Origin of the sequence: Pseudomonas typographi (genome assembly GCF_014694385.1) — a bacterium.
GTDB lineage: Bacteria > Pseudomonadota > Gammaproteobacteria > Pseudomonadales > Pseudomonadaceae > Aquipseudomonas > Aquipseudomonas typographi.
The window spans coordinates 78,551-100,674 of sequence record NZ_JAAOCA010000013.1 but is presented as its reverse complement, the minus strand read 5'-3'; the positions used below and the strand labels follow the sequence as shown (position 1 = coordinate 100,674).

The window sequence follows — 22,124 nt, the reverse complement described above, 5'->3', positions numbered from 1 at the left end:
ATCACAAAGACAAAGCTTTTTTGCCATTGGCAACTGCCCAATTAAAATTGGGATCACCACCATGAAAGTCTCCAAAGCCTCGTGTGCTCACACCGGTCAAAAGCATTCGCCGCGCCTGGGCGGGTTCGGCGTACCGCGCGGTTGCCGGCCGCTCCATAGGGGATTCAACGATGCCTAACGGTGCGCAATATTCCCAAACGCGCGGTGCGAACACTGAAAAGAAAACAGGGCCTGGCATAAACCCGATGCACATTCATCCTCGGCCAAAACGCTCCGACTGGGCCTGGTACGTGCTGTTGCTGGTCATATTCGTTTTGTTCTACGAATGGGTGATTGATAACCCCCGATGGAAATGGGATATCGTCGCCCATTACTTCTTCGCTCCGCGCGTGCTGGCGGGCCTGAAAAGCACGTTGATTCTTACCGTGCTGGCGAGTGCGCTAGGCCTGTGCATAGGGGTTGTGATAGCCGCCTGCAGAATGGCCTCTAACCCGGTGCTGCGAGGCCTGGCGTATGTGTATATCTGGATAATCCGGGCCATCCCTACGCTCGCCATGCTGTTATTCCTGTTTTTCTTGTCGGCGCTCATCCCGCGTATCTATTTGCCCCTGCCGTTTGGCGATGCAAACGTGTTCGACATCGATACCAACCAAATCATCTCGCGGTTCAGCGCCGCGGTGGTGGGCTTGGCGTTATATGTAGGGGGGCATAGCGCAGAAATTTTTCGCAGCGGGCTGGCCTCCGTAGAAAAAGGGCAGCGCGAAGCCTGTAAGGCGATGGGCATGAGCGACCTGCGCATGATGTGGCATGTGATCGTGCCGCAGGCGATACGCATCATTATCCCGCCATTGGCAAACGAACTGATTACGATGTTCAAAAACACGTCACTGGTCTCGGTCATTGGTTACGTGGAACTGCTAACGACAGTGCAGCTGATCTACTCGAACAACTTCGAGACGATACCCCTGCTGACAGTGGCTTGCCTGTGGTACCTCATTCTCACCAGCGTGGCCATGTGCGGGCAGAGCCTTCTGGAACGCCGTTTTAGAAGAGGAGTTTAAGGTGAACAACTTTCCAGGCGCCCCACAGGCTTCTGCACAACCCTTGCTGCAATTAACCGCTGTCAATAAACAGTTCGGCGATTTCACTGCACTGCACGCTGTTGACTTCAGCGTTGAAAAAGGAGACGTGGTGGCGATCATTGGGCCGTCCGGCTCGGGGAAAAGCACGTTACTGCGCTGTATCAATATGCTCGAACTGATCGACGCCGGTGCTATCCATTTCAAAGGTGAAGAACTTGGCAGCGAAACCCGCGGCGGCCGCCGTATTCGCGCGGCGAATAAAACGTTGGATCGCCAGCGCCGTTATTTTGGAATGGTGTTTCAAGGGTTCCACTTGTTTCCGCACTACTCGGTATTGGATAACGTGCTGGCGGGCCCGCTGATCGTCGGCCGCGCAGCGCGCAAAGATGTAATCGAACGGGGAATATACCTACTCAACCGTGTCGGCCTGGCGGACAAAATCAATCATTATCCCTCGCAGCTCTCAGGCGGGCAAAAACAGCGGGTGGCCATTGCACGGGCATTAGCGATGGAGCCGGAGATCATGCTGTTCGATGAGCCCACCAGTGCACTGGACCCGGAGTTGGTCAACGAAGTACTCGAAGTGATGAGGGAACTCGCCACGGCCGGTACCACCATGATCGTGGTCACCCACGAAATGGAGTTTGCGCGCAAAGTCTCCAATCGGGTGGTGCTTATGGACGGTGGAAGAATCGTCGACCAAGGCTCGCCAAGCGAGCTGTTTGAGGGTAGCGGATCAGCACGTTGCAAACGGTTTATCGACAGCGCCAGCCGCCCATAAATATTGCATGTAATTTCTATAAGTAGGTGTGTAATGAAAGGCAACTCAATGATGAAGTTGGGCGTTTCAATCCGTTACCTCGGTTATCATATGGCCGCCTGGCGCCATCCGGATGTTCCCGCCGATGGCAGCCTCCAATTCAAGTATTACCTGGCCACCGCGCGCAAGGCAGAAAAAGCCTGCCTGGATATGATCTTCTTCGCCGACGGCGTGGGCATTCGCGCCGCAGACACGCCGAAGGGCGCGCTGTCCCATGATTCCAAGAATGCCGAGCTTGAGCCTCTTACCCTGCTGGCGGCCATAGGCGCGGCCACTTCGAATATCGGCCTGGTGGCCACCGCATCAACCACCTATAACGAGCCCTTTCATATCGCTCGCAAGTATGCCTCTATCGACCACATCAGTGGCGGCCGCGCGGGCTGGAACGTAGTGACGTCGTGGTCCCAGGAGGAAGCGTGGAACTTCAGCAAAGACGAGCACCTTGGCTACGATGAACGCTACGAGCGGGCCGACGAGTTCGTGGACGTGGTAAAAAAGCTTTGGGACAGCTGGGAAGAAGACGCCTTTATCCGCGATAAGCAAACCGGCCAGTTCTACGATGAAGCCAAGCTCCACATTGCCCATCACAAGGGTAAGCATTTTAAGGTACGCGGGCCATTGAACTGCGCCCGTACACCTCAGGGGCGCCCCATCATCGTGCAGGCCGGCGCCAACGAAGGGGGGCGAATCATCGCTGCGAAAAGCGCCGATGTCGTCTATAGTGCCCCTTTCGATATCGCTTCGGCCAAAGAATACTACCTGGATCTGAAATCGCGCCTGGCCCAATACGGCCGGTCGAAAGATCAACTACTGATCATGCCGGGGCTGACCCCTTACGTCGGTCGAACCCGGCAAGAGGCCCAGGACAAATATGACCAGTTGCAAGAGCTGATTCATCCCATCAGCGGCCTGTCTATTCTCTACAGCGCCATAGGCGATTTGTCGGGATATGACATCGACGGCCCAGTGCCCGACCTGCCACAGGTGAATAACAGCATTGGCAGAAGCCTGATCGAGATCGCACGCCGCGATAACCTCACGATTCGACAGCTCTATAAATTAAGGGCCTCAGGAAGTCGCCAATTGATCGGCACCGCCGAGGACATCGTCGATGATATGGAGGTCTGGTTCAAGGAGGGCGCCGCAGATGGCTTCAACCTGTGCCCGGCAACACTACCCGGCGGTCTGGATGACTTCGTAGAATTCGTCCTTCCCGAACTTCGCAGGCGCGGCCTGTTTCGTAGTGAATACGAAGCCACTACCCTACGCGGTAACTTGGGCCTAGAAAAGTTGACGTTCGGTAAATAATCCGCCGGCATCGCAAATATTGATGCGGCCCATGCGAGTACACTGTATGCAACAGGCTACTATTTTAGACGCCAACCTGTTCCGCCAGGCCATGGCCTCCTTCGCCAGCGGTGTAACAGCTGTCACGACCCAAGAGAACAATGTACCTTGCGGGCTTATCGCTACTTCGGTGTGTAGTTTATCTGCCGAACCGCCAACGGTGTTGGTCTGTGTCAATAAGTCCGCGTCACCTCACGACGCGATTCTCCGTACCCGCTGCTTCGCGGTTAACTTGCTATCTGCCGAGCAGGCATCGATCGTTGAACGGTTCAGCGCCGCCAAGGGCTCTGAACGTTTCGAGCCTGAACAGTGGACGCTGGGCGTGACCGGTGCACCCGTATTGATTGACTCGGTGGTGACCTTCGATTGTGAATTGATAGCGGTACATGATGGCTTTACCCATAGCATCATGGTGGGCAAAATTGTCGATGCCATGATAAATGAGCGACAGGCCACTGCTTGCTTACTCTGGCATCGCCAGGGTTTCGCACACAGTTCCCTGAAGCCCGCCTGACCGTGTGTACCCCCGTTAGATCCACTGCATAGTAAGCCAACGTATAAATAGCCCAGGGGCAGCGCACAGCCCTACGTTAAATTTGGCTGATCGGCACCCTACTAAGAATATTAGCCTTATCTGCCAGCCAACGATAACCAACGAGGTATGTCACCATGCAGCATCAGCGTCTATTTGGCTTCGGCAAAAAAAACCTAACGCTTATCCCGGCACTGGCAGGCCTCTTTGCCACGTTTATCCTCCCCTGCGCAAATGCAGAGGTGGCCCGCGAATTGGCCACGGTAAAAATGGATGCAACTTTAGCGGCTTTAGTTCCGCAATCCTATAGAGCGCGCGGGACACTGATCGTGGCCGCCAACCCCGATGTCGTGCCGGTAAAGTTCATCGGGGATGACGGCGAAATTGCCGGGTTCACGCCCGATTTACTAACAGCAGCGGCCAACGTGCTCGGCCTCAAGCTCCAGTTCGCTCAAGCGTCGTTTGATTCGTTGATCCCGGGCATGAACGCTAATCGATTCGATGTACTTCTGTCATTGTCGGATTACCCGGCCCGCCATAACACCGTCACTTTCGTCGATTACCTGAATATGGGCGAGACGCTCGTCGCGCCACCCGCTTCGAATATCGTCATCCGCTCGAACGATGACCTATGCGGGCTGCGCCTGGCCGTTATACGTGGCACCGGCGCCTCGAAAGAAAGCACGGTGGTCAGCGACCGCTGTGTGGCCAATGGAAAAAAAAGCCATTGAGATTTCTACTTACCCGGACGCGAATATGTCGTTGCTGTCGCTCTCGACCAAAGCGAGCGACGTAGCGTGGGTCGACTCGCCAATTGGGAACTACAACGCCAATAAATTCCCAGACAAATACCAGGTCGTTTACTTTAGCCCCCAAGCCCCCTACGGCATAGGTTTCGGCGTAGACGAAAAAGGCAAACAGTTGGCAACCGGGGTGCAGCAGGCGCTTCTCAAACTACAGCAGGACGGCGTTTATGAAAGCTTGCTTAAAAAATGGGGGTTGAATCCCAAGGATGCCCAGCCGGCCTTCCCGATCAATGGGGCAACGTTGTGATGTAGCCAGCCGCCCGGGCCGTGATTCCTATGGCCCTATGGCACCGATCGGCTCATGGCGACGCGCATCGGACCCAGCGGTTCGCCGATGAGCGCTTCAGGCTTAACGTAGTGAGGTTGGGGGGCAGCACATGAAGCACGTGGCGCACGCTTCACTTCTCTCTGGCCACTACGGCCTGCCAATGTTTCGGAGACACCCCATGCCACCGATGGAACGCTCGGGAGAATGCGCTGACCTCCGAGTAACCGAGTTTCGTGGCCAGCTCAGATATCGTCAGCGGCCGCTGGCTCATCAGCACGGGCACCAGTTCCTTCCTCACTTCCTCGACCAGCACTTTGAAGCTCACACCTTCACGGCTTAGGCGCCGGTGTAATGTCCAAATCGGAATATTCAACCGAATCGCCACGTCCTCCAACTGCGGAAAACCGTCATGAACCCTCTCCATGATTTGCAGCTTCACCAGTTGAGCCAAGCTGCTGGGGCCTGAGCGCGAGCCTGCCAGGGTGTCGAGGGCCTGGGAGATGACCAGCTGTAGGTTAGGGTCAGCACCAGGCATAGGTTGTGAAAGCACATCACCTCGGAACACCAAGCCGTTACGGGCCTGGCCGAATTTCACCTCGGCACCGAACACCCAGCGATGCTCCTGCCACGCCTCAGGCTTGGCGTGTTGAAAATGAACTTCCAGAGGCGCCCAGTGATTGCCCAATGCGTGCCGCATCACATTAAGGAACATACAGAGCGATAGCTCCGCATCATGCCTGCGATTAATGACCGTGCTGTCGCACACCTGGTAGTCCAGACGATACAGGCCCTGTTCCTCGCCCATTCGTAAGTAACTGTATTGCTGATGGATAGGAAACCGTTCTACCAAGCCCTGAAGCGCACACCCCAGCGTGGGAGCGGAGATGGCCAAGTACCCTAGGAGCCCAAAACTTCGGGGCTGGAATTGCTCACCGTACCACAGGCCAAAATTGTCGTTCTGGGTGGCGGCCACGGCCTCGTCTAGCGCTCTGCAGTAGCTGCCGAGCGGGATCGTATCGCTTGGCTTTGAGGCTAAGCCCCTTGCGAGCCCCGCGCGCCCCAGTACGGCGCCGGCGTCAGCCCCTTGGCTTTCTACAAACGCTTCAAAACCGGTGGCCGCGGACGCCAAGACTGTGCCTGGGGCCGGCTGCCGATGTGTGGTCGACGAAGGCGTAAGACGCATGGCTCTCCCTTTACGTTGAACGCTCGCCATTAGTACTAGCAAAAACTGTTCCCTCCTCTGTGGCACGCGATGTGTTCCCAAGCACGTAACCGCCGCCGAGAACCCCACCCGAACGCCGCGACTGCGGCCAAGGCGCACCGTCGCGCCGCAGGGGCGCACCGAGCCGGTGCATCCGTTGAAAAATGCTAATTCTGGTCATCTCATTGTGAGATGCGGTCAAGACGACGCCGTGCACGACTTTTTACACTGCCCCCCATCAGCGAAACGGGCGTGCACCTAGGCGCCCCTGCGTAGGGAGAAGTCCGATATGGGACAGGTCGTAGAGACAGGCATTGGGCAAGCCATCATGGAAACCGTTGAAGGCTCGGCTATCCGCTACAGCGATTATGTATTCTCGCCAGGTAATCCATGGGCAGGCGGTTGTGCCTGGATCGAAGGTGAGTACGTTCCGGCTGCGAATGCGCGTATTTCAATATTTGATGCAGGGTTTGGTCATTCCGACGTTACGTACACCGTAGCGTCTGTATGGCACGGCAATATTTTCAGGCTCGAAGAGCATGTCGACCGGTTTTTAGCTGGCGCGTCCCGTATGCGCCTGGAGGCCCCGCTTTCCAAGCACGACATCATGGCGATCATGAAGGAATGCGTGAGCCGCTCGGAGCTTCGAGAAGCGTACGTCAATGTGTCGCTGACGCGCGGGTTTGGCAGCAAACCCGGCGAGAAAAACAACCAAGCCCTTACCTCGCAACTTTACGCTTACTCGATCCCATACCTATGGGTCTTTAACCCCGCCGAACAAATACACGGCGTTAGTGCGATCATTGCGCGGGAGGTCAGGCGAGCAGGCGCAAACTGCATTGACCCGTGGATCAAGAACTACCAGTGGGGCGACCTGGTGCGGGCGGGTTACGAAGCACAAGACCGAGGCGCGCGCACCGCATTCTTGCTTGATGCCGACGGCTTTGTCACGGAGGGGCCGGGCTTCAATATCTGCATGGTCCAGGCGGGCCGCCTGCTCACCCCTCAGCGCAATGTCTTACCTGGCATCACCCGTAAAACAGCGCTTGAGATAGCCCGTTCCCTAGGCGTAGAGGTGGAATTGTGCGACATCTGCGCACGGCAGCTTCTGGCGGCCGACGAAGTGTTCACCACCACCACCGCTGGGGGGGTTACCCCGGTGGTGATGGTGGAGGGTGTACCTATAGGCACAGGAAAGGTGGGGCCGATCACAACGGCGATCCGGGACCGTTATTGGGCGCTGATGGATGAGCCCTCGGATTTAATCGATTCGATCGACTACAGGCTCGATGCCTGAACTCAGAAATGCCGAACGCCCGCAGAGGCGCGCCTGTTTTCTATCTGCCAGTTCTCAACCTTCGCAACACGGCTTGCCCCGCAGGCCGAATGGAGCTGCTATGAGCGAACTACACGCAACGGGTAATTTGGGCGTTTCGTCGGTTCCGGCGAGAGCGCTTCAAGGGTCATTGGGCGTCACGTCCATCGTCCTTATGGTGGTGGCGACGGCCGCGCCGCTTACGGTGATGGTGGCCAATACGCCCCTGATCATATCCATGGGCAACGGCATCGCCGCGCCCTTCGACGCCGCGATCGCGACGCTGATCATGCTGCTGTTCACGGTGGGCTTCGTCGCGATGTCGAAGTACATCACCAATGCCGGCGCGTTTTACGCCTACATCCAGAAAGGCCTGGGGCGCACCTTCGGCCTGGGTTCCGCGACGATGGCTTTAACGTCGTATTTTCTCATCTTGGTCGCCCTGGAAGCTTACATCGGTTACGCCCTGGGTGACCTTTTATCCAACTTCGTTGGCGTTCACATCCCCTGGTATGTGCTGTCGGTCATGGTGATCGCGTTGGTTGGGTTTTTAGGCTATCGGCACATTGAACTCAGCTCCAAGTTCCTGGGCATTGCCCTGGTTCTTGAAATTGCCATCGTGCTTGTAGTCGATTTGGCCATCGTGATGAAAAGCGGCCTGGGCGGTATGGACCTCGCACCCTTTAGCACCAGCGCCATCTCGTCGGGTTCGCCGGGCTTGGGCATCATGTTTGCGATCTACTGCTTCATCGGCTTCGAGGCAACAGTGGTGTTCCGCGAGGAAGCCAAAGACCCGGAGCGTACGATCCCGCGTGCGACCTATATCTCAGTGCTGGTGGTGGGCGCGTTTTATGTAGTGTCCATGTGGTGCGAAGTGGTCGGTATTGGCCTCAATGATGTTCTCCCGTTCGCCACCGACCACCCGGGCGATATGTATCTGGTGCTGACGGAGCGATTCCTGGGCAGGGCAGCGCAAGATCTGCTGCAGGTGCTGTTGATCACCAGCCTGTTCGCATGCGTGCTCTCCTTGCACAACATCGTGGTTCGCTATCAATACGTACTCGGTGGTTACAAAGTACTGCCTCAGAGCCTGGCCAGCATCCACCCCAGCCATGGTTCACCCCATGTGTCTTCGATAGTGCAAACCATGAGCTCGCTGATACTACTCGTTGCGCTGATCATCGGCGGCCTGGACCCGGTTACGCAGATTTATGCATGGGGCGCCACCGCAGGCACCTTGGGCTATATGGTAATCCTCGCGCTTACTTGCCTCTCGGTGATTTTATTCTTTCGTCGCCTCGCCGGGCCGAGCAGCGTATGGGCCACGAAGCTTGCGCCCGCTGGCGGGTTCATCGGCCTGGCGACCTGCCTTTGGATCGCCCTTGAAAACCTTCCGGCATTGGTCGGCGGCGATACGGCAAACGTTGCTGCGGGGGTAATGGAAGTGGTCGTGGCGGCTTCCTTCTTCATCGGTTATGCCGCAGCGATCTACCTCAAGAAAACAGCTCCAGGCCGGTTCGAGGCGCTCAGAGCACTGGCGTGAGCAGGCGCCGCGCTGCAAGGTGCGGCCCCTTGAGCGGTCGCCCTTCAGGGGCGCAGTTTTCGCCGGCGAAGGTGCTCGATCCATATTGCGGTGATTCGCCCTGCACGTAGGGTATCGACGTGGCAACACGTTGGAACCGCCCAACTGATTTTAGCGACAACCCTTTTCAACGGAGTAAGGACATGCTTGTACGCTTACCAAACACCGCCACTTCCGAACAGATCACAGCGGCACTGAAAGAGCACGGTTACGTGATCGTAGAAGACCTGGTGCCAGCTTCGGTGATGGACGCAATCGAGGCCGAGATGGCGCCGCACATCAAACAGAGCCCTTATGGCTCCGATGGTTTTTTAGGCGGGCTGACGCAGCGAACCGGGGCGATGATATCGCGCTCCCCGACTTCGCGAAACCTAGTGATGAACCCAGTGGTGCTGGGCGCTGCCAAGCAGCATTTGGCCCATGCGTCCACATTCCAACTGCACTTAACCCAGGTGATTACGGTGCATCCAGGTTCACCCGCGCAGATACTGCATCGGGACGAACTCGCATGGGACTTCTTCCCGTTCCCACATGACTACGAGGTGCAATGTAACCTGCTCTGGGCCATGACTGATTACACCGAGGAAAACGGCGCCACCCGAATCGTCCCTGGCAGCCACCGAGCTGGCACCAAGGAAAAATATTCGCCAGAAGCAGGTATTCCAGCCGTCATGAAACGTGGGTCCGCGCTGTTCTACACCGGTAAGATTTATCATGGCGCCGGCGAAAACCGCTCCGGCACTGTTCGGCAGGCGATCAACATTACCTATGCGGTCGGCTGGGTGCGGCAAGAGGAAAATCAATACCTCTCCACACCCCTGGAACAGGCAAAGACGCTACCCGACGACCTTTTGAAGGTGATGGGTTACCAATGCGGGTGCTTTGCCATTGGTTATGTACGTGACTTCGAAGATCCGCTGGCTGTGCTGCGCGGGCAAGATGAACGCGTGACCGCGGGCTTCAGCGTGGTACGCGATACCCAAAATAAAGATGCCGCAAACTATCGGGAACTGGTTAAGTAGCCATTTTTTCCCGCCATAACCTGCCTAGCGATCCCCGCCGTTTCTCGGCGGCAGGCGGGGTGCCCCGGTGTCGTGGAACTCACAACCCCGTGCCAGTAACATCGCGTCGGGGCGGCGAGTGTTCTGCCATTACGCCTGGGTTTCGGCTTATAGAACGTAATGCTGCAGCTCACGCACGATCAACAAACGCTGGATTTCACTGGAGCCTTCGTAGATCTGGGTAATACGTGCGTCACGGTAGTATTTCTCGACCGGGTAGTCTTCCAGGTAACCATAGCCGCCGTGGACCTGAATAGCGTGGGAGCACACACGCTCGGCCATTTCCGAGGCGAAGAGTTTGGCTTGGGAGGCTTCGGCCAGGCAGGGCAGCCCTGCACTTTTCAGGCGTGCGGCATGCAATACCAACAGGCGTGCCGCGTTGAGCTGCGTATGCATGTCGGCCAACAGATTAGCGATGCTTTGGTGCTCGATGATCGGTTTACCAAACTGTATCCGCTCCCGCGCATAGCCCAGGGCTGCCTCGAAGGCTGCACGGGCGATACCCAATGCCTGAGCGGCAATGCCGATGCGGCCGCCTTCAAGGTTCGAGAGTGCGATGGCCAGCCCTTTGCCGCGCTCGCCGAGCAGGTTGGCCTCCGGGATACGGCAGTTGATAAGGCTGACGGAGCAGGTATCCGAGGCCCTGATGCCCATCTTGTGTTCAGTGCGATCGACCACGAAACCGGGCGTGTCGGTGGGAACAAGGAAAGCCGAAAGCCCCTTCTTGCCCAATGCCGGGTCTGTGACGGCAAACACAATGGCGAGGCTGGCACGTTTAGCGTTACTGACAAATTGCTTGGCACCATTGATGACCCACTGGCCGTCACACAGATCAGCCCGCGTACGCAGGTTGTGCGCCTCGGAACCGGCCTGGGGCTCGGTCAGGCAGAAACAACCGATGGCCTTGCCTGCCGCCATGGCCGGCAACCAGTCGCCCTTCTGTTGCTGGCTACCAAAGCGCAATATTGGCCCGCAGCCTACCGAGTTGTGGATGCTCATCAGTGCCCCCAACGCCCCATCGCCCGCCGAGATTTCCTCGACTGCTAACGCATAGGCGACGTAGTCGATATAGCAGCCACCCCACTCTTCGGGGGCCACCATACCGAACAGGCCCAGCTCACCCATTTTGGCGACCAGGGTGTCGTCGATCCAGCCGGCCGTTTCCCATGCCCGGGAGTGAGGCGCAACTTCACTGCGGGCGAAGTCACGCGCCATGTCGCGGATCATGCGTTGCTCTTCGGTCAATTCGATGTCGTGCACGGTGATCTCTCTTGTTATTCAGGGCTGGCCGCAGGTACATCACTCCGTTCATTGGCCGAAGTTAGCAAAAAACGCCTGGACCTGTTCGGCGTTTATCGCCTGCAGCGATGCGGGTTGCCATTTCGGATTATTGTCCTTGTCGACGATTAATGCGCGGATGCCTTCGATGATGTCGCCGGCCGCAAACCACTGCCGGTCCAAAAACAGCTCCATGGCGAAGCACTGCTCCAAGCTATGGCGGCGCCCCCAGCGCATCAGCGCCAGCGTAACGCTCATGGCTAACGGCGAACGAACATTGAGCAGTGCCGCGGTGTCTTTGGCCCAGGCCTTATGCTCGGGCTGGGTGGCGGCCAATAGCCCGGCATGGATAGCGGCCACGTTCGGCAGCGCGAAGCAGTTGTCGATGGCCGAGCGGAATGTTTCAAGGGGGCCCGGCGCTGGTGTGGTCGACAGCGGTGCGACCATCGATTTTAAATCCTCGGCCGGGTCGGCGCTCCATACCTGGGTATCGAGCTGGCGCCGCAGTTCACCGAGCTGGGCGCTAGGGATGCAAACGTCGGCCAAACCGGCATAAAGCGCGTCGGCCGCCTGTACCTGCTGGCCGGTCACCGCGAGGTAAATACCCAGTTCGCCGGGCAGCCGCGGCAGGAAAAAACTCGCCCCCACATCGGGAAAGTACCCAATAGCGACTTCTGGCATGCCCAAGCGGGAACGCTCGGTGATCACCCGCAGTGTTGCACCCTGCACCAACCCTAAACCACCACCGAGCACCAGGCCGTCCATCAGCGCCATGATGGGCTTGCGGTATCGATGGATGTGTTGATCCAGTGCGTATTCCTCTTCAAAGAAGCGAAGATGCTGACCATCCCCGCACAGGTAGCTGTCGTACAACGCACGTATGTCGCCGCCAGCGCAGAACGACTTGCCGCCGGCGGCGCCCACCACCACCACGAGAACCTGCGGATCATGTTCCCAGGCTTGCAGTTGCCTGTGCAGCCGCCGAATCATGGAAAGGTCCAAGGTATTGAGTTTTGCAGGGCGATTGAGCGTCAGGTAGCCGACCTTGTTATGCACCGCGGCCAGCACCGGCGTGTCTGTGTCGGTCATTTCATCGTCCTTTGGTATTGTCACGCGCCCTCGCGAAACGGCGGATATTGTCTTGAAACCGCGTGGTCGCCATGCACTTGAGCATCTCTTCCAGCTCGGCATCGAGCTGCTGCGCCATAGCGGCACCGGCCACGTGCCAGGCGAGTTTCTTGGTTGAGGCCAGTGCTTGTGGGTTGAGCTGTGCCAGCCGGTGGGCAAGGGCCAGGGTATCGTGTTCGATCTGCGCATCTTCGGCTTCCTGGGATACCAGCCCAAGCGCCAGCGCGTGCTGGCAGTTGATCTCTTCCTGCAATAGCACGGCCAACGCCCGTCGCGCGCCCAGGCCCTGGACCAACGCGTAACTGCCCCCGGCATCTGGCGATACGCCCAATGCCGCGTAGGCCGGGCGAAAGCGTGCGCTCGTGGCGGCGATACAGTAATCGCCCATGAACGCCATGGAGAACCCAGCGCCGGCCGCGACGCCCTGTACGCTGGTAATCACCAGGGCCGGCATGCGCTTGAGGGTGACCAGGAAGGTATTGAGCTGGGTCAGTAGTTCAGTGATGGGCGGCCGCAGATTCGCCGCATGCTCAATGAAAAAATTGATATCGCCCCCGGCACAGAACGCCTTTCCGGCACCGCGGATGATCAGCACGTGAACGCCAGGCATCTGCTCGACCTGCAACGCCAGCGAGCTCAGGCGCTGGGCCATGTCGATATCGATGCTGTTGTAGGCGCCTGGGCGGTTGAGGGTAATGGTTGCAACCGCACCATCCACGGTCAGTAAAGCGCACTGCTGCTGCCCAAGGACCAGCCCCTCATTCATGGTAAGCCTCCCAGCCGAGATCGATCAGAGGCCGATACTCACATGGGCCAAACCACTCGTCAACACAAAAGTTGACTTGTTCTCGTCCCCTGAAATGGCTTGAATAACAGCCTTGCCACAGCCTTCGCACCATCAGTCAACTTTTGCGTTGACAAGGCTAAACGAATATCCCATCCTGAATGCACGAAAAATAAAAACAACAAGGAAACCCGCTATGGCTGTTTCTGAAGTTTTCATCCTCAGTGCGGTACGCACCCCCATCGGCTCGTTCGCCGGGGCGCTGAAGGATGTGCCGCTGGTAGACCTGGCCACAACGGTGGTTCAAGAGGCAATCCGCCGCAGTGGGGCCCACGCCGAGCAGGTGGGGCACGTGGTGATGGGTAATGTGATCCCCACTGAAGCACGGGATGCTTACTTGTCTCGGGTCGCGGCGCTCAATGCCGGCATACCTGTCAGCACACCGGCGTTCAATGTGAACCGGCTTTGCGGCTCGGGCCTGCAGGCCATCCTCAGCGCAGCCCAAACGCTGGCGCTGGGCGAAGCTGAAATCGCGATCGGCGCCGGTGCAGAGTCCATGAGCCGGTCACCGTTTATCCTGCCCGCCTTGCGTTGGGGCGCCCGAATGGGAGACACCCCGGCGCGCGACTACATGCTGGGCATTCTTCACGACCCCCTGCATGACATCCACATGGGCGTCACCGCCGAAAATATCGCAGCCCAATCAGGCATATCCCGCCTGGAACAGGATACGTTGGCTGCCGAAAGCCACCGGCGCGCCAGCCTGGCGATCGCCGAGGGGCGCTTCCAAGGCCAGCTTGCCGCGGTCAGCGTGCCAAGCCGCCATGGCCCCCGTGACTTCCTCGTGGATGAGCATGTGCGCCCAGACACCACGTCGGAAAAACTAGCGGGCTTGAAACCGGCCTTCGTCGCCGATGGCTCGGTCACCGCCGGCAACGCTTCAGGCCTGGCTGACGGTGCCAGTGCGCTGGTACTCGCCTCGGGGAAGGCGATTCTGGAGCATGGCCTGAAGCCCATCGCCAGGCTGGTCGCCTACGCCCACGCCGGCGTGGAGCCCACGTTAATGGGCCTGGGGCCGATCCCCGCGACCCGGCTGGCGCTTGAGCGTGCCGGCCTGGGCATTGCCGACATGGCGGTCATCGAGTGCAATGAGGCGTTCGCCGCCCAGGCCTGCGCGGTCACCCGGGCACTGGACCTCGACCCCGCCAAGGTTAACCCCAACGGTTCAGGCATCTCCCTGGGGCACCCGGTGGGTGCAACCGGCGCGATCATTTCCACCAAAGCCATCCACGAACTGCATCGCGTCGCCGGCCGCTATGCGCTGGTGACCCTGTGCATCGGCGGTGGCCAAGGCATTGCCGCCATCTTTGAAAGGGTTTGAACATGAGCGCACTACCGATAGGCGTTGTGGGCGCCGGGACCATGGGCAATGGCATCGCACAGGTGTGCGCTGTCGCCGGCTATGACGTGATCATGCTCGATGTGAACGAGGCATCGCTAACCAAGGCGTGGGAAACCCTCTCAAAAAACCTGGATCGGCTGGTCCAGAAACAGCGCCTCAGCGAGGTGGAGAAGACCGATGTACTCCACAGGATCCTGCCCACCACCGATTACCAGGCGCTGGAAAGTACCGGGCTGGTGATTGAGGCGGCCACTGAAAACCTCACCATCAAGCAAGCGATCCTCAAACAATTGGCCGAGGTGGTTGCGCCTGACACGGTGATTGCCACCAACACCTCGTCGCTTTCGGTCACGGCCCTGGCCGCGCAGGTCGAGCACCCGGCGCGGGTGATCGGTATGCATTTTTTCAACCCGGTACCGGTGATGGGCTTGCTGGAGATTATTCGTGGCCTGCAGACCAGCGATGCGACCTACGCCACCGCCACCGCATTGGCAGCCAACATAGGCAAGGCAGTCGTCACCGCCCGCAACTCTCCGGGCTTTGCGGTTAACCGGATACTTTGCCCGATGATCAACGAAGCGATCTTCGCACTGCAGGAAGGCTTGGCGACGGCCACCGATATCGACACCGGCATGCGCCTGGGCTGCAACCACCCGATCGGCCCGCTGGCGCTGGCCGACCTGATCGGCCTGGACACGCTGCTCGCCGTGCTGGAGAGCTTCCATACCGGGTTTGGCGATTCGAAATACCGCCCGGCGCCCCTATTGAAGGAAATGGTCGCGGCCGGCTACCTGGGCCGCAAAAGCGGCAAAGGTTTCTTCGAGTATTGAGCCGCCCGCTATGCCCAGCCCCCTCCCCCTTGTTGCATGGAGCCAGACCATGGATAACGCCAAAATTCTCGTGGACATTCACGGCCACACCGCGCTTTTGACCTTGAATAACCCTGCGGCCAATACCTGGGACCGGGAGTCGCTCGTGCTGTTCGAGTCAATCCTGCACACCCTGGAGCGCGACCGGAATATCTACGCACTGGTGATCACCGGGCAAGGTGAGAAATTCTTTTCGGCCGGCGCAGACCTCAAGCAGTTCGCCGACGGCAACCGCGAAACAGCACGTGAAGTCGGCGAATTGTTCGGCCGCGCTTTCGAAGCCCTATCGCGCTTTCCTGGCGTGTCCATAGCCGCGATCAATGGTTATGCCATGGGGGGCGGCCTGGAGTGCGCCCTCGCCTGCGACCTACGTATTGCCGAGGAACAAGCGCAGATGGCATTGCCCGAAGCCACAGTGGGTTTGTTGCCCTGCGCCGGCGGTACACAGAACCTGCCGTGGCTGGTCGGCGAAGGCTGGGCCAAGCGCATGATCCTCTGCGGTGAACGTGTTGACGCCGCCACGGCGCTGAGTATTGGCCTCGTGGAAGAAGTGGTACCTCGCCAATGCGCACTTGAACGCGCCTTGCAACTGGCCAAACAGGCCGCCAAGCAAAGCCCTGTATCGGTCAGGCGCTGTAAAGCGCTGATCATGCACGGCCGCAGCCACACCCAGGCGTCGGGGTGGGCACGGGAACGGGCCCTGTTTTTGGAGCTGTTCAACTGCCGCGATCAGCAAGAAGGGGTTCAGGCCTTTTTGGAGAAACGCAGCCCCCAGTGGGTCAACGGCTGAGTCTACGGTGAAGGTTCATGAAAAAGATCAACGTAAGCATGGGCAATCCACAACGCGACGGCCAAGTGGCCGGAAGACGAAACTCTTCAGGCGCACTCACCTGCCCTCACACCTGGATGCACCACCATGGTTTCTGACCGCCACCTGCTGATCATCGGCAACGGCTGCGGCGGCACCGAGCTGGCGTTCGCCGCACGAGCCAGCGGCTGGGCCGGGCCGATCACGTTGATCGGCGACGAACCCCACGAGCCCTATCATCGCCCGCCGTTATCCAAGGCCTACCTGGTGGGCGCCGCAGAGCTAAGCTCGCTAGGTCTGCGCGGTACCGCGGCCTATGCAACCGCGCAAATCACCTTGCTGGCGCGGCACCGCGCAGTCGCGATCCACCGCAGCAGCAAGCAGGTGGAGTTGGCGGATGGGCGCCGATTGCCGTATGACCACCTCGTGCTAGCGCTGGGCGGAAGGCCTCGCCCCTTGCCCTTCATGGCCCGGCAAGCGGAAAACCCGCCGCGCAACTTGCATTACCTGCGGACCCATGACGATGCCCGGGCCATCCGCGACAACCTTCATCTTGGCCGCCGGCTGGTTGTCATCGGTGGGGGCTATATCGGCCTGGAAGTGGCAGCCGCGGCGGTCAAGTCCGGTATGCAGGTGGCGGTGCTAGAGGCAGGGCAACAGCTTTTGGGCAGAGTGGCCGCTGCGCCCGTTGCTGCTTTCTACGGGTATTTGCATCGTTCGGCCGGCGTCGACATTCGCACCTCGGTCCAGGTCCAAGGTTTTGAATTCACACCGGATGGGGCGATACACGCAGTGGTCTGCGCAGACGGCACCCGCTTGCCCGCTGACGTGGTGGTGGCTGGCATCGGCCTATTGCCCAACAGCGAGCTCGCCAGCGAAGCGGGGTTGAGCGTCGACGACGGCATCATTGTCGATGAGCGACTGGCTACCAGCGACCCCGGCATCATGGCGATTGGTGACTGCGCTCGCGGGTTCAGCACGTTGTACCAGCGCAGCGTACGCATCGAGTCGGTGCCCAATGCCCTTGAACAGGCGCGCAAAGCGGCTGCGCTGCTTTGCGACAAACCCCCTAGGCCTGACACAGCCCCCTGGTTCTGGTCCGATCAATATAGCGTCAGCCTCAAGGCCGTGGGCTTGTCCCAGGGCTACGACAGGCTAGTGATACGTGGCGAACCGCAGGAGCGAGACTTCAGCGCGTTCTACCTCAAGGGCAAGCGGATCCTGGCCGTTGACACGGTCAACCGTGCCCAGGAATTCCAACTGTGCAAGGCCGCCGTATTGCAACGCCTTGAAGCGGACCCCGAGGCACTGGCCGACGAAACGCTGCCGCTCAAGTCGATCTTCGCCATGGCCTCCCACACCCACGCGGTTTCCCCACCCGAGAACGGATCATAACCATGCCAAACGCCATATTTGTATTACCGGACGGCCAGCGCGAGAGCGTCGAGGTCGCCAACGGTACCCACCTGATGCGCGCCGCCGTCAATCATGGGATTCACGCCATCGTGGGTGATTGCGGCGGTAGCGCAGCCTGTGCCACCTGCCATGTGTATGTGCAAGAGCCGTGGCTGCAACGGTTACCAGCGCCGAGCGCTACCGAAGATCAATTGCTGGAAGCCACCGCATCGCCGCGCCAGCCCAACAGCCGCTTGAGTTGCCAAATCCAAATGAGCGACGCGCTTGACGGCATCATTATCGACGTAGCGCCCACCCAATGGTGAATACGATGAGGTTAAACGGCAAAGTAGCGCTGATCTCTGGCGGCGCGCGCGGAATGGGTGCGGCCCATGCGCGGGCGCTGGTGGCGGCCGGGGCGAAGGTGGTGATCGCCGACCTGCTCGACGAGCTTGGGCAGGCACTGGCGCGGGAGTTGGGCCCGGAACGCGCCCTGTACGTTCACTTGGACGTTAGCCGCTTGGCCAGTTGGCGCGCGGCGGTCGAGGCGACGACACAGCGCTTCGGCACGCTCAACGTGCTGGTCAATAACGCCGGCATCATCAACCAGGGCAGTCTGCTCGACTATACCGAGGACGACTGGAACAGCATTATCGCGGTCAACCTGACCGGCCAGTTCCTCGGAATCAAAGCCGCCGCCGCCGCATTGATCGAATCAGCACCGGCTTCGATCATCAACATTTCCTCGACGGCGGGTATGCAAGGCGTTGCCCAATTGCATGGCTACACCGCGTCGAAGTTCGGTGTGCGGGGCCTCACCAAATCCGTTGCGCTGGAGTTGGCAGGCCGCAACGTCAGGGCCAATTCGATCCACCCAGGTACCGTCGCGACGCCGCTGAACGAGGGCCTGGATGTGACCGATTTCAACCCTATGAACCGACTGGGCGAACCGGCGGAAATATCCAGCATGGTGGTGTATTTGGCCAGCGACGAAGCCAGTTTCGTCACCGGCGCAGAGTTCGTGATGGATGGCGGCGAGCTGGCGGGGATGGGCCCGTTGAAAGGCCGGCAGGATTAAACACGCAGCAGTCCGAATAATAACAACCTACCCAGGAGCATCTTATGGCTGACATCGCCCCCGCACCTTTAACCGCCTCGAGCAAACCGCGAGCGCCCAGGCCGGCCAATGTACCATCGCAGCGCGTGGTCGAATTCGATATGTTCGACCCGCCAGGCCTGCAGGAGGGCCTGCATTCGGCGTGGAAGCGTTTACAGGACCCTAGCCTGCCGGACCTGGTGTGGACGCCCTATAACGGCGGCCACTGGATCGCAACGCGGGGGAAATTGATCAAGCAGATGTTCCTCGACCATGAACACTTTTCCAGCGAATGCCCCTTTTTACCCCGGGAGGCCGGGGAGCAATACAGCTTCATCCCAACCTCCATGGACCCGCCGCAACAACGGCCTTTTCGACGAGTGCTGAACGAAGGCATCGGCCCCAAAGTGGTGGACCGCGTCAAAGACGCGATCGAGCAACTGTCGCGCACGTTGATCGCGGACATTCGTAACCAGGGCCGTTGCGATTTTACCCGCGAGTACGCCGAGATTTTTCCGATCCATATTTTCTTGATGATTGTCGACCTGCCGGTCAAGGATGCGGCCAGGCTCAAATACATCGGCGACCAGATGACCCGCCCCGACGGCTCCATGAGCATGGCCGAGGCCATTCGAGCCTTTTTCGACTATTTGTCGCCGTTTATCGACGAGCGCATGCGCACCCCGGGTGAGGACGCCATCAGCATCATTGTCCATAGTGAAGTGAACGGGCGGCCGCTCAGCAAGGACGAGGCGTTGAACGTCTGCGGGTTGGTGCTGCTGGCCGGGCTGGATACGGTGGTGAACTTCTTGAGTTTCAGCCTCCATTACCTCGCCACGCACCCGGTTGAACGCCAAATGCTGGTCGATGACCCCGAGTTGATTCCCGCGGCGACTGAAGAGCTGCTACGCCGCTTTGGCCTGGTATCCGATGCGCGGCTGATCAAGCAAGCCATCCATGTTGACGGAGTTCTACTCCAAGCGGGCGACATGGTCGCCTTGCCCACGCTCCTGTTCGGTCTGGATGAGCGCGAGCATGGCTGCCCGATGCACGTGGACTTCAACCGTGCGGACAAGAGCCATATCACCTTCGGTCATGGTGTTCATCACTGCGCAGGCGCCCATCTGGCACGCCTGGAAGTGCAGACCACGCTGCGCGAATGGCTGAGGCAAATACCGGACTTCGAGATCCCCGCGGGCGCCGAAATCGGCTACCAGTCGGGCATCGTCGGGGCCATGACCCGTTTGCCGCTGGTGTGGGCCACCCCGGCCGCTATCCTTTCTTAAGGGCATTGCCATGAGCCTGAACAGCAGCCAGGAAATCATCGAAGAGATTCGTTGCGGCAAAATGGTCGTTCTTATCGACGATGAGGACCGGGAAAATGAAGGTGACCTGGTCATGGCCGCCAACTGCGTCAAGCCCGAGCACATCAACTTCATGGCCCACCATGCGCGGGGCTTGATTTGTATGCCGATCAGCCGCGCCAAAAGCGACGCGTTAGGGCTTGAACCGATGGCCCGCCGCAATGGCACGGCCCATGGCACGCAGTTCACCTGCTCGATCGAGGCGGCCAGTGGCGTGACCACCGGTATTTCTGCCGCCGACCGTGCCCATACGGTGCGCACCGCCGCCCAGGCGGGCGCCAGTGCCCAGGACCTGGTCCAGCCCGGGCATATCTTCCCGCTGATTGCCGAACCCGGCGGCGTGCTGGTACGCGCAGGCCACACCGAAGCGGCATGCGACCTTGCGCGCCTGGCCGGGTATGAAGAAAGCGCGGTGATTTGTGAAATCATGAACGATGACGGCAGCATGGCCCGCCGCCCCGAGCTGGAAAGGTTCGCCAAGTTGCAGGGTTTGAAGATCGGCACCATCGCCGACCTGATCCACTTTCGGGTGATCAATGAAAGCACCGTCCAGGCACTGGGCGCCAGGCCGGTACTGACCGACCATGGGGCGTTCCAGTTGCACCGCTTTCGTGATCGAATCAACGGCAGCGTTCATTTCGCGCTGGTCCATGGCCGAATATCCGCCGGCCAACCGACCCTGATTCGGGTGCAGCAAGGCTTGACCGCCCGCGATCTGTTGGGCATCCAAGCAGCCGGCAGCAGCGGCTGGAACATCCAGCGTTGCCTGCGCAGAATCGTCGAGGAAGGTGCCGGGGTCTTGGTACTGCTGGCAGGGTCGGAGTCTTCCGATGATTTACTCAACAGCGTTGAGCCCGCCGAGGGGGCCACCCGCACGGTACGCCAACGCAAGGTTTCCAGCCACCACCACTCATTGATGATCGGCGTAGGCTCGCAGATTTTGCGCCAACTGGGGCTGGGCCAGCTGCGGCTGATGGGGCGCAACCGCAAGTACCATGCTATCTCCGGGTTCGATCTTGAAGTCGTGGAGTACCTGCAGCCCGACAGCCTTGTACCCCCGCCCCCCATCCTCCTGGCCTCGGCATTGTAGCCCCGGCCTCGATCATTATTCGCACTTGCACGGTACCTTTATGAACAGAATTTGCCTCACGGGGCGAGCTGGGCTGAACCTGGTGGCTGATGTCGGTGGCGACCCTCGACAGCAGCCGGTCATTCTTCTGCATGGCGGTGGGCAGACGCGCCACTCCTGGCGTTCTGCGGCCCGCCAACTGGTTGCCAGCAGTTATCAGGTGATCAACCTGGACCAGCGCGGCCACGGCGAGAGCGGCCGGGCACCCGACGGCGATTACTCATTGGATGCATTCGTGGCCGACCTCAAGGCGGTCAGCGCCACGCTGGGCCAGCCGCCCGTATTGATTGGTGCCTCCCTCGGCGGGGCGGCAGCATTGCTCGCCGCCGGGGAGGCCAAAGCGCTAGAGGTTCGCGCGCTGGTGCTGGTGGATGTGGTGGCACGCATGGCGCCGCAAGGCGTGGAACACATCCGCCATTTCATGCAGCGCACGCTGGGCGGTTTTGCCACCCTGGACGAGGCCGCCATCGCCATTGCCCGCTATACCCCCGGTCGCACACAACCGCCCTCCACCGCCGGCTTGCTGCGCAACCTGAGCCGCAAGGAGAACGGTCGCTATCACTGGCATTGGGACCCGGCCTTTCTGCAAGACGAGTCACGCTCGGCTTCGGAGCCGTTCGCCCGCAGGCTAGAGGCTGCCGCGGTGGCAGTCAGGGCGCCAACACTGTTGGTACGCGGCGCGCAAAGCAACGTGGTCACCGAAGAAGGTGCCCGTTCACTGCTCAAGCTGATGCCTCATGCCGAACGCCTGGACGTCGACGGCGCGGGCCATATGGTCGCCGGCGACCGCAACGATGCGTTCAACAGCGCGATCCTGGCCTTTCTCGTTAAAGCCCTGGCTTGATCGACCCGCGGCT

At 59.6% G+C, this 22,124-nt stretch carries 22 protein-coding genes; 18 read left to right on the top strand and 4 right to left on the bottom strand.

Going from position 1 to position 22,124, the window contains the following annotated elements:
• Positions 1 to 83 precede the first annotated feature (83 nt).
• The 6 genes from HAQ05_RS12050 to HAQ05_RS29075 all read left to right on the top strand — a co-directional run bounded on the left by HAQ05_RS12050 (position 84) and on the right by HAQ05_RS29075 (position 4,834).
• Entirely contained in the window at positions 84 to 1,061 is a 978-nt protein-coding gene (locus tag HAQ05_RS12050) for an ABC transporter permease subunit (RefSeq protein ID WP_202988063.1), read from the top strand.
• 1 nt (position 1,062) lies between these two features.
• Positions 1,063 to 1,863 carry an amino acid ABC transporter ATP-binding protein gene (locus HAQ05_RS12045; protein ID WP_338050206.1) on the top strand — a complete coding sequence of 267 codons (801 nt, stop codon included), beginning with the start codon at positions 1,063 to 1,065 and terminating at the stop codon, positions 1,861 to 1,863.
• A gap of 48 nt (positions 1,864 to 1,911) precedes the next feature.
• A complete protein-coding gene (locus HAQ05_RS12040; protein WP_202988062.1) occupies positions 1,912 to 3,210 on the top strand; it encodes an LLM class flavin-dependent oxidoreductase in 1,299 nt (432 codons plus the stop codon).
• 46 nt (positions 3,211 to 3,256) lie between these two features.
• Entirely contained in the window at positions 3,257 to 3,763 is a 507-nt protein-coding gene (locus HAQ05_RS12035; protein ID WP_202988061.1) for a flavin reductase family protein, read from the top strand.
• 155 nt (positions 3,764 to 3,918) lie between these two features.
• Positions 3,919 to 4,512: a transporter substrate-binding domain-containing protein gene (locus HAQ05_RS29080; protein ID WP_190420805.1), complete on the top strand. Its 594-nt coding sequence runs from the start codon at positions 3,919 to 3,921 to the stop codon at positions 4,510 to 4,512.
• Positions 4,493 to 4,834, top strand: a complete 342-nt coding sequence (locus tag HAQ05_RS29075; RefSeq protein ID WP_190420803.1) for a type 2 periplasmic-binding domain-containing protein — start codon at positions 4,493 to 4,495, stop codon at positions 4,832 to 4,834. The genes HAQ05_RS29080 and HAQ05_RS29075 overlap by 20 nt, the downstream gene beginning before the upstream one ends.
• A 151-nt stretch (positions 4,835 to 4,985) precedes the next feature.
• Here the strand turns inward: HAQ05_RS29075 and qhpR are convergent, their stop codons facing one another.
• Entirely contained in the window at positions 4,986 to 6,038 is a 1,053-nt protein-coding gene (gene qhpR / locus HAQ05_RS12020; RefSeq protein WP_238936511.1) for an AraC-like transcriptional regulator QhpR, read from the bottom strand.
• A gap of 307 nt (positions 6,039 to 6,345) precedes the next feature.
• Between qhpR and HAQ05_RS12015 the strand changes: the two genes are divergently transcribed.
• The 3 genes from HAQ05_RS12015 to HAQ05_RS12005 all read left to right on the top strand — a co-directional run bounded on the left by HAQ05_RS12015 (position 6,346) and on the right by HAQ05_RS12005 (position 9,975).
• Positions 6,346 to 7,353 (top strand): aminotransferase class IV, encoded by a 1,008-nt coding sequence (locus HAQ05_RS12015; RefSeq protein ID WP_190420799.1) that lies wholly within the window; start codon positions 6,346 to 6,348, stop codon positions 7,351 to 7,353.
• On the top strand, positions 7,346 to 8,914 hold the full coding sequence (locus HAQ05_RS12010) for an APC family permease (protein ID WP_238936510.1): 1,569 nt from the start codon (positions 7,346 to 7,348) through the stop codon (positions 8,912 to 8,914). Before HAQ05_RS12015 ends, HAQ05_RS12010 begins: the two co-directional genes overlap by 8 nt.
• A 182-nt stretch (positions 8,915 to 9,096) precedes the next feature.
• Positions 9,097 to 9,975: a phytanoyl-CoA dioxygenase family protein gene (locus tag HAQ05_RS12005; RefSeq protein WP_190420797.1), complete on the top strand. Its 879-nt coding sequence runs from the start codon at positions 9,097 to 9,099 to the stop codon at positions 9,973 to 9,975.
• Positions 9,976 to 10,122: 147 nt separating this feature from the next.
• On the opposite strand, the gene HAQ05_RS12000 is transcribed toward HAQ05_RS12005, so the two are convergent.
• From HAQ05_RS12000 to HAQ05_RS11990, 3 genes are read right to left on the bottom strand one after another with little or no spacing between them, the layout of a single operon-like run.
• On the bottom strand, positions 10,123 to 11,274 hold the full coding sequence (locus HAQ05_RS12000; RefSeq protein ID WP_190420796.1) for an acyl-CoA dehydrogenase family protein: 1,152 nt from the start codon (positions 11,272 to 11,274) through the stop codon (positions 10,123 to 10,125).
• A gap of 48 nt (positions 11,275 to 11,322) precedes the next feature.
• Positions 11,323 to 12,381, bottom strand: coding sequence for a 3-hydroxyisobutyryl-CoA hydrolase (locus tag HAQ05_RS11995; protein ID WP_190420795.1), 1,059 nt, complete (start codon positions 12,379 to 12,381; stop codon positions 11,323 to 11,325).
• A 1-nt stretch (position 12,382) separates the two neighbouring features.
• A complete protein-coding gene (locus HAQ05_RS11990) occupies positions 12,383 to 13,186 on the bottom strand; it encodes an enoyl-CoA hydratase/isomerase family protein (protein WP_190420794.1) in 804 nt (267 codons plus the stop codon).
• Between the two features lie 214 nt (positions 13,187 to 13,400).
• Here HAQ05_RS11990 and HAQ05_RS11985 point away from each other — a divergent pair, with 214 nt between their 5' ends.
• The 9 genes from HAQ05_RS11985 (at position 13,401) to HAQ05_RS11945 (ending at position 22,111) form a co-directional block, all read left to right on the top strand.
• A complete protein-coding gene (locus tag HAQ05_RS11985; protein ID WP_190420793.1) occupies positions 13,401 to 14,585 on the top strand; it encodes an acetyl-CoA C-acyltransferase family protein in 1,185 nt (394 codons plus the stop codon).
• Between the two features lie 2 nt (positions 14,586 to 14,587).
• Positions 14,588 to 15,436 carry a 3-hydroxybutyryl-CoA dehydrogenase gene (locus HAQ05_RS11980; protein WP_190420792.1) on the top strand — a complete coding sequence of 283 codons (849 nt, stop codon included), beginning with the start codon at positions 14,588 to 14,590 and terminating at the stop codon, positions 15,434 to 15,436.
• A gap of 49 nt (positions 15,437 to 15,485) precedes the next feature.
• Positions 15,486 to 16,265 carry an enoyl-CoA hydratase gene (locus HAQ05_RS11975; protein WP_190420791.1) on the top strand — a complete coding sequence of 260 codons (780 nt, stop codon included), beginning with the start codon at positions 15,486 to 15,488 and terminating at the stop codon, positions 16,263 to 16,265.
• 126 nt (positions 16,266 to 16,391) lie between these two features.
• On the top strand, positions 16,392 to 17,678 hold the full coding sequence (locus tag HAQ05_RS11970) for an NAD(P)/FAD-dependent oxidoreductase (protein ID WP_190420790.1): 1,287 nt from the start codon (positions 16,392 to 16,394) through the stop codon (positions 17,676 to 17,678).
• A 2-nt stretch (positions 17,679 to 17,680) separates the two neighbouring features.
• Positions 17,681 to 18,004, top strand: a complete 324-nt coding sequence (locus HAQ05_RS11965; RefSeq protein ID WP_190420788.1) for a 2Fe-2S iron-sulfur cluster-binding protein — start codon at positions 17,681 to 17,683, stop codon at positions 18,002 to 18,004.
• A gap of 5 nt (positions 18,005 to 18,009) precedes the next feature.
• Complete coding sequence (locus HAQ05_RS11960; RefSeq protein WP_202988060.1) at positions 18,010 to 18,756, top strand: glucose 1-dehydrogenase; 747 nt, start codon at positions 18,010 to 18,012, stop codon at positions 18,754 to 18,756.
• A gap of 44 nt (positions 18,757 to 18,800) precedes the next feature.
• On the top strand, positions 18,801 to 20,060 hold the full coding sequence (locus HAQ05_RS11955; protein WP_190420784.1) for a cytochrome P450: 1,260 nt from the start codon (positions 18,801 to 18,803) through the stop codon (positions 20,058 to 20,060).
• A 10-nt stretch (positions 20,061 to 20,070) separates the two neighbouring features.
• Positions 20,071 to 21,228: a 3,4-dihydroxy-2-butanone-4-phosphate synthase gene (ribB, locus tag HAQ05_RS11950; protein ID WP_190420782.1), complete on the top strand. Its 1,158-nt coding sequence runs from the start codon at positions 20,071 to 20,073 to the stop codon at positions 21,226 to 21,228.
• Positions 21,229 to 21,268: 40 nt separating this feature from the next.
• Positions 21,269 to 22,111, top strand: a complete 843-nt coding sequence (locus HAQ05_RS11945) for an alpha/beta fold hydrolase (RefSeq protein WP_190420779.1) — start codon at positions 21,269 to 21,271, stop codon at positions 22,109 to 22,111.
• Positions 22,112 to 22,124: the final 13 nt, after the last annotated feature.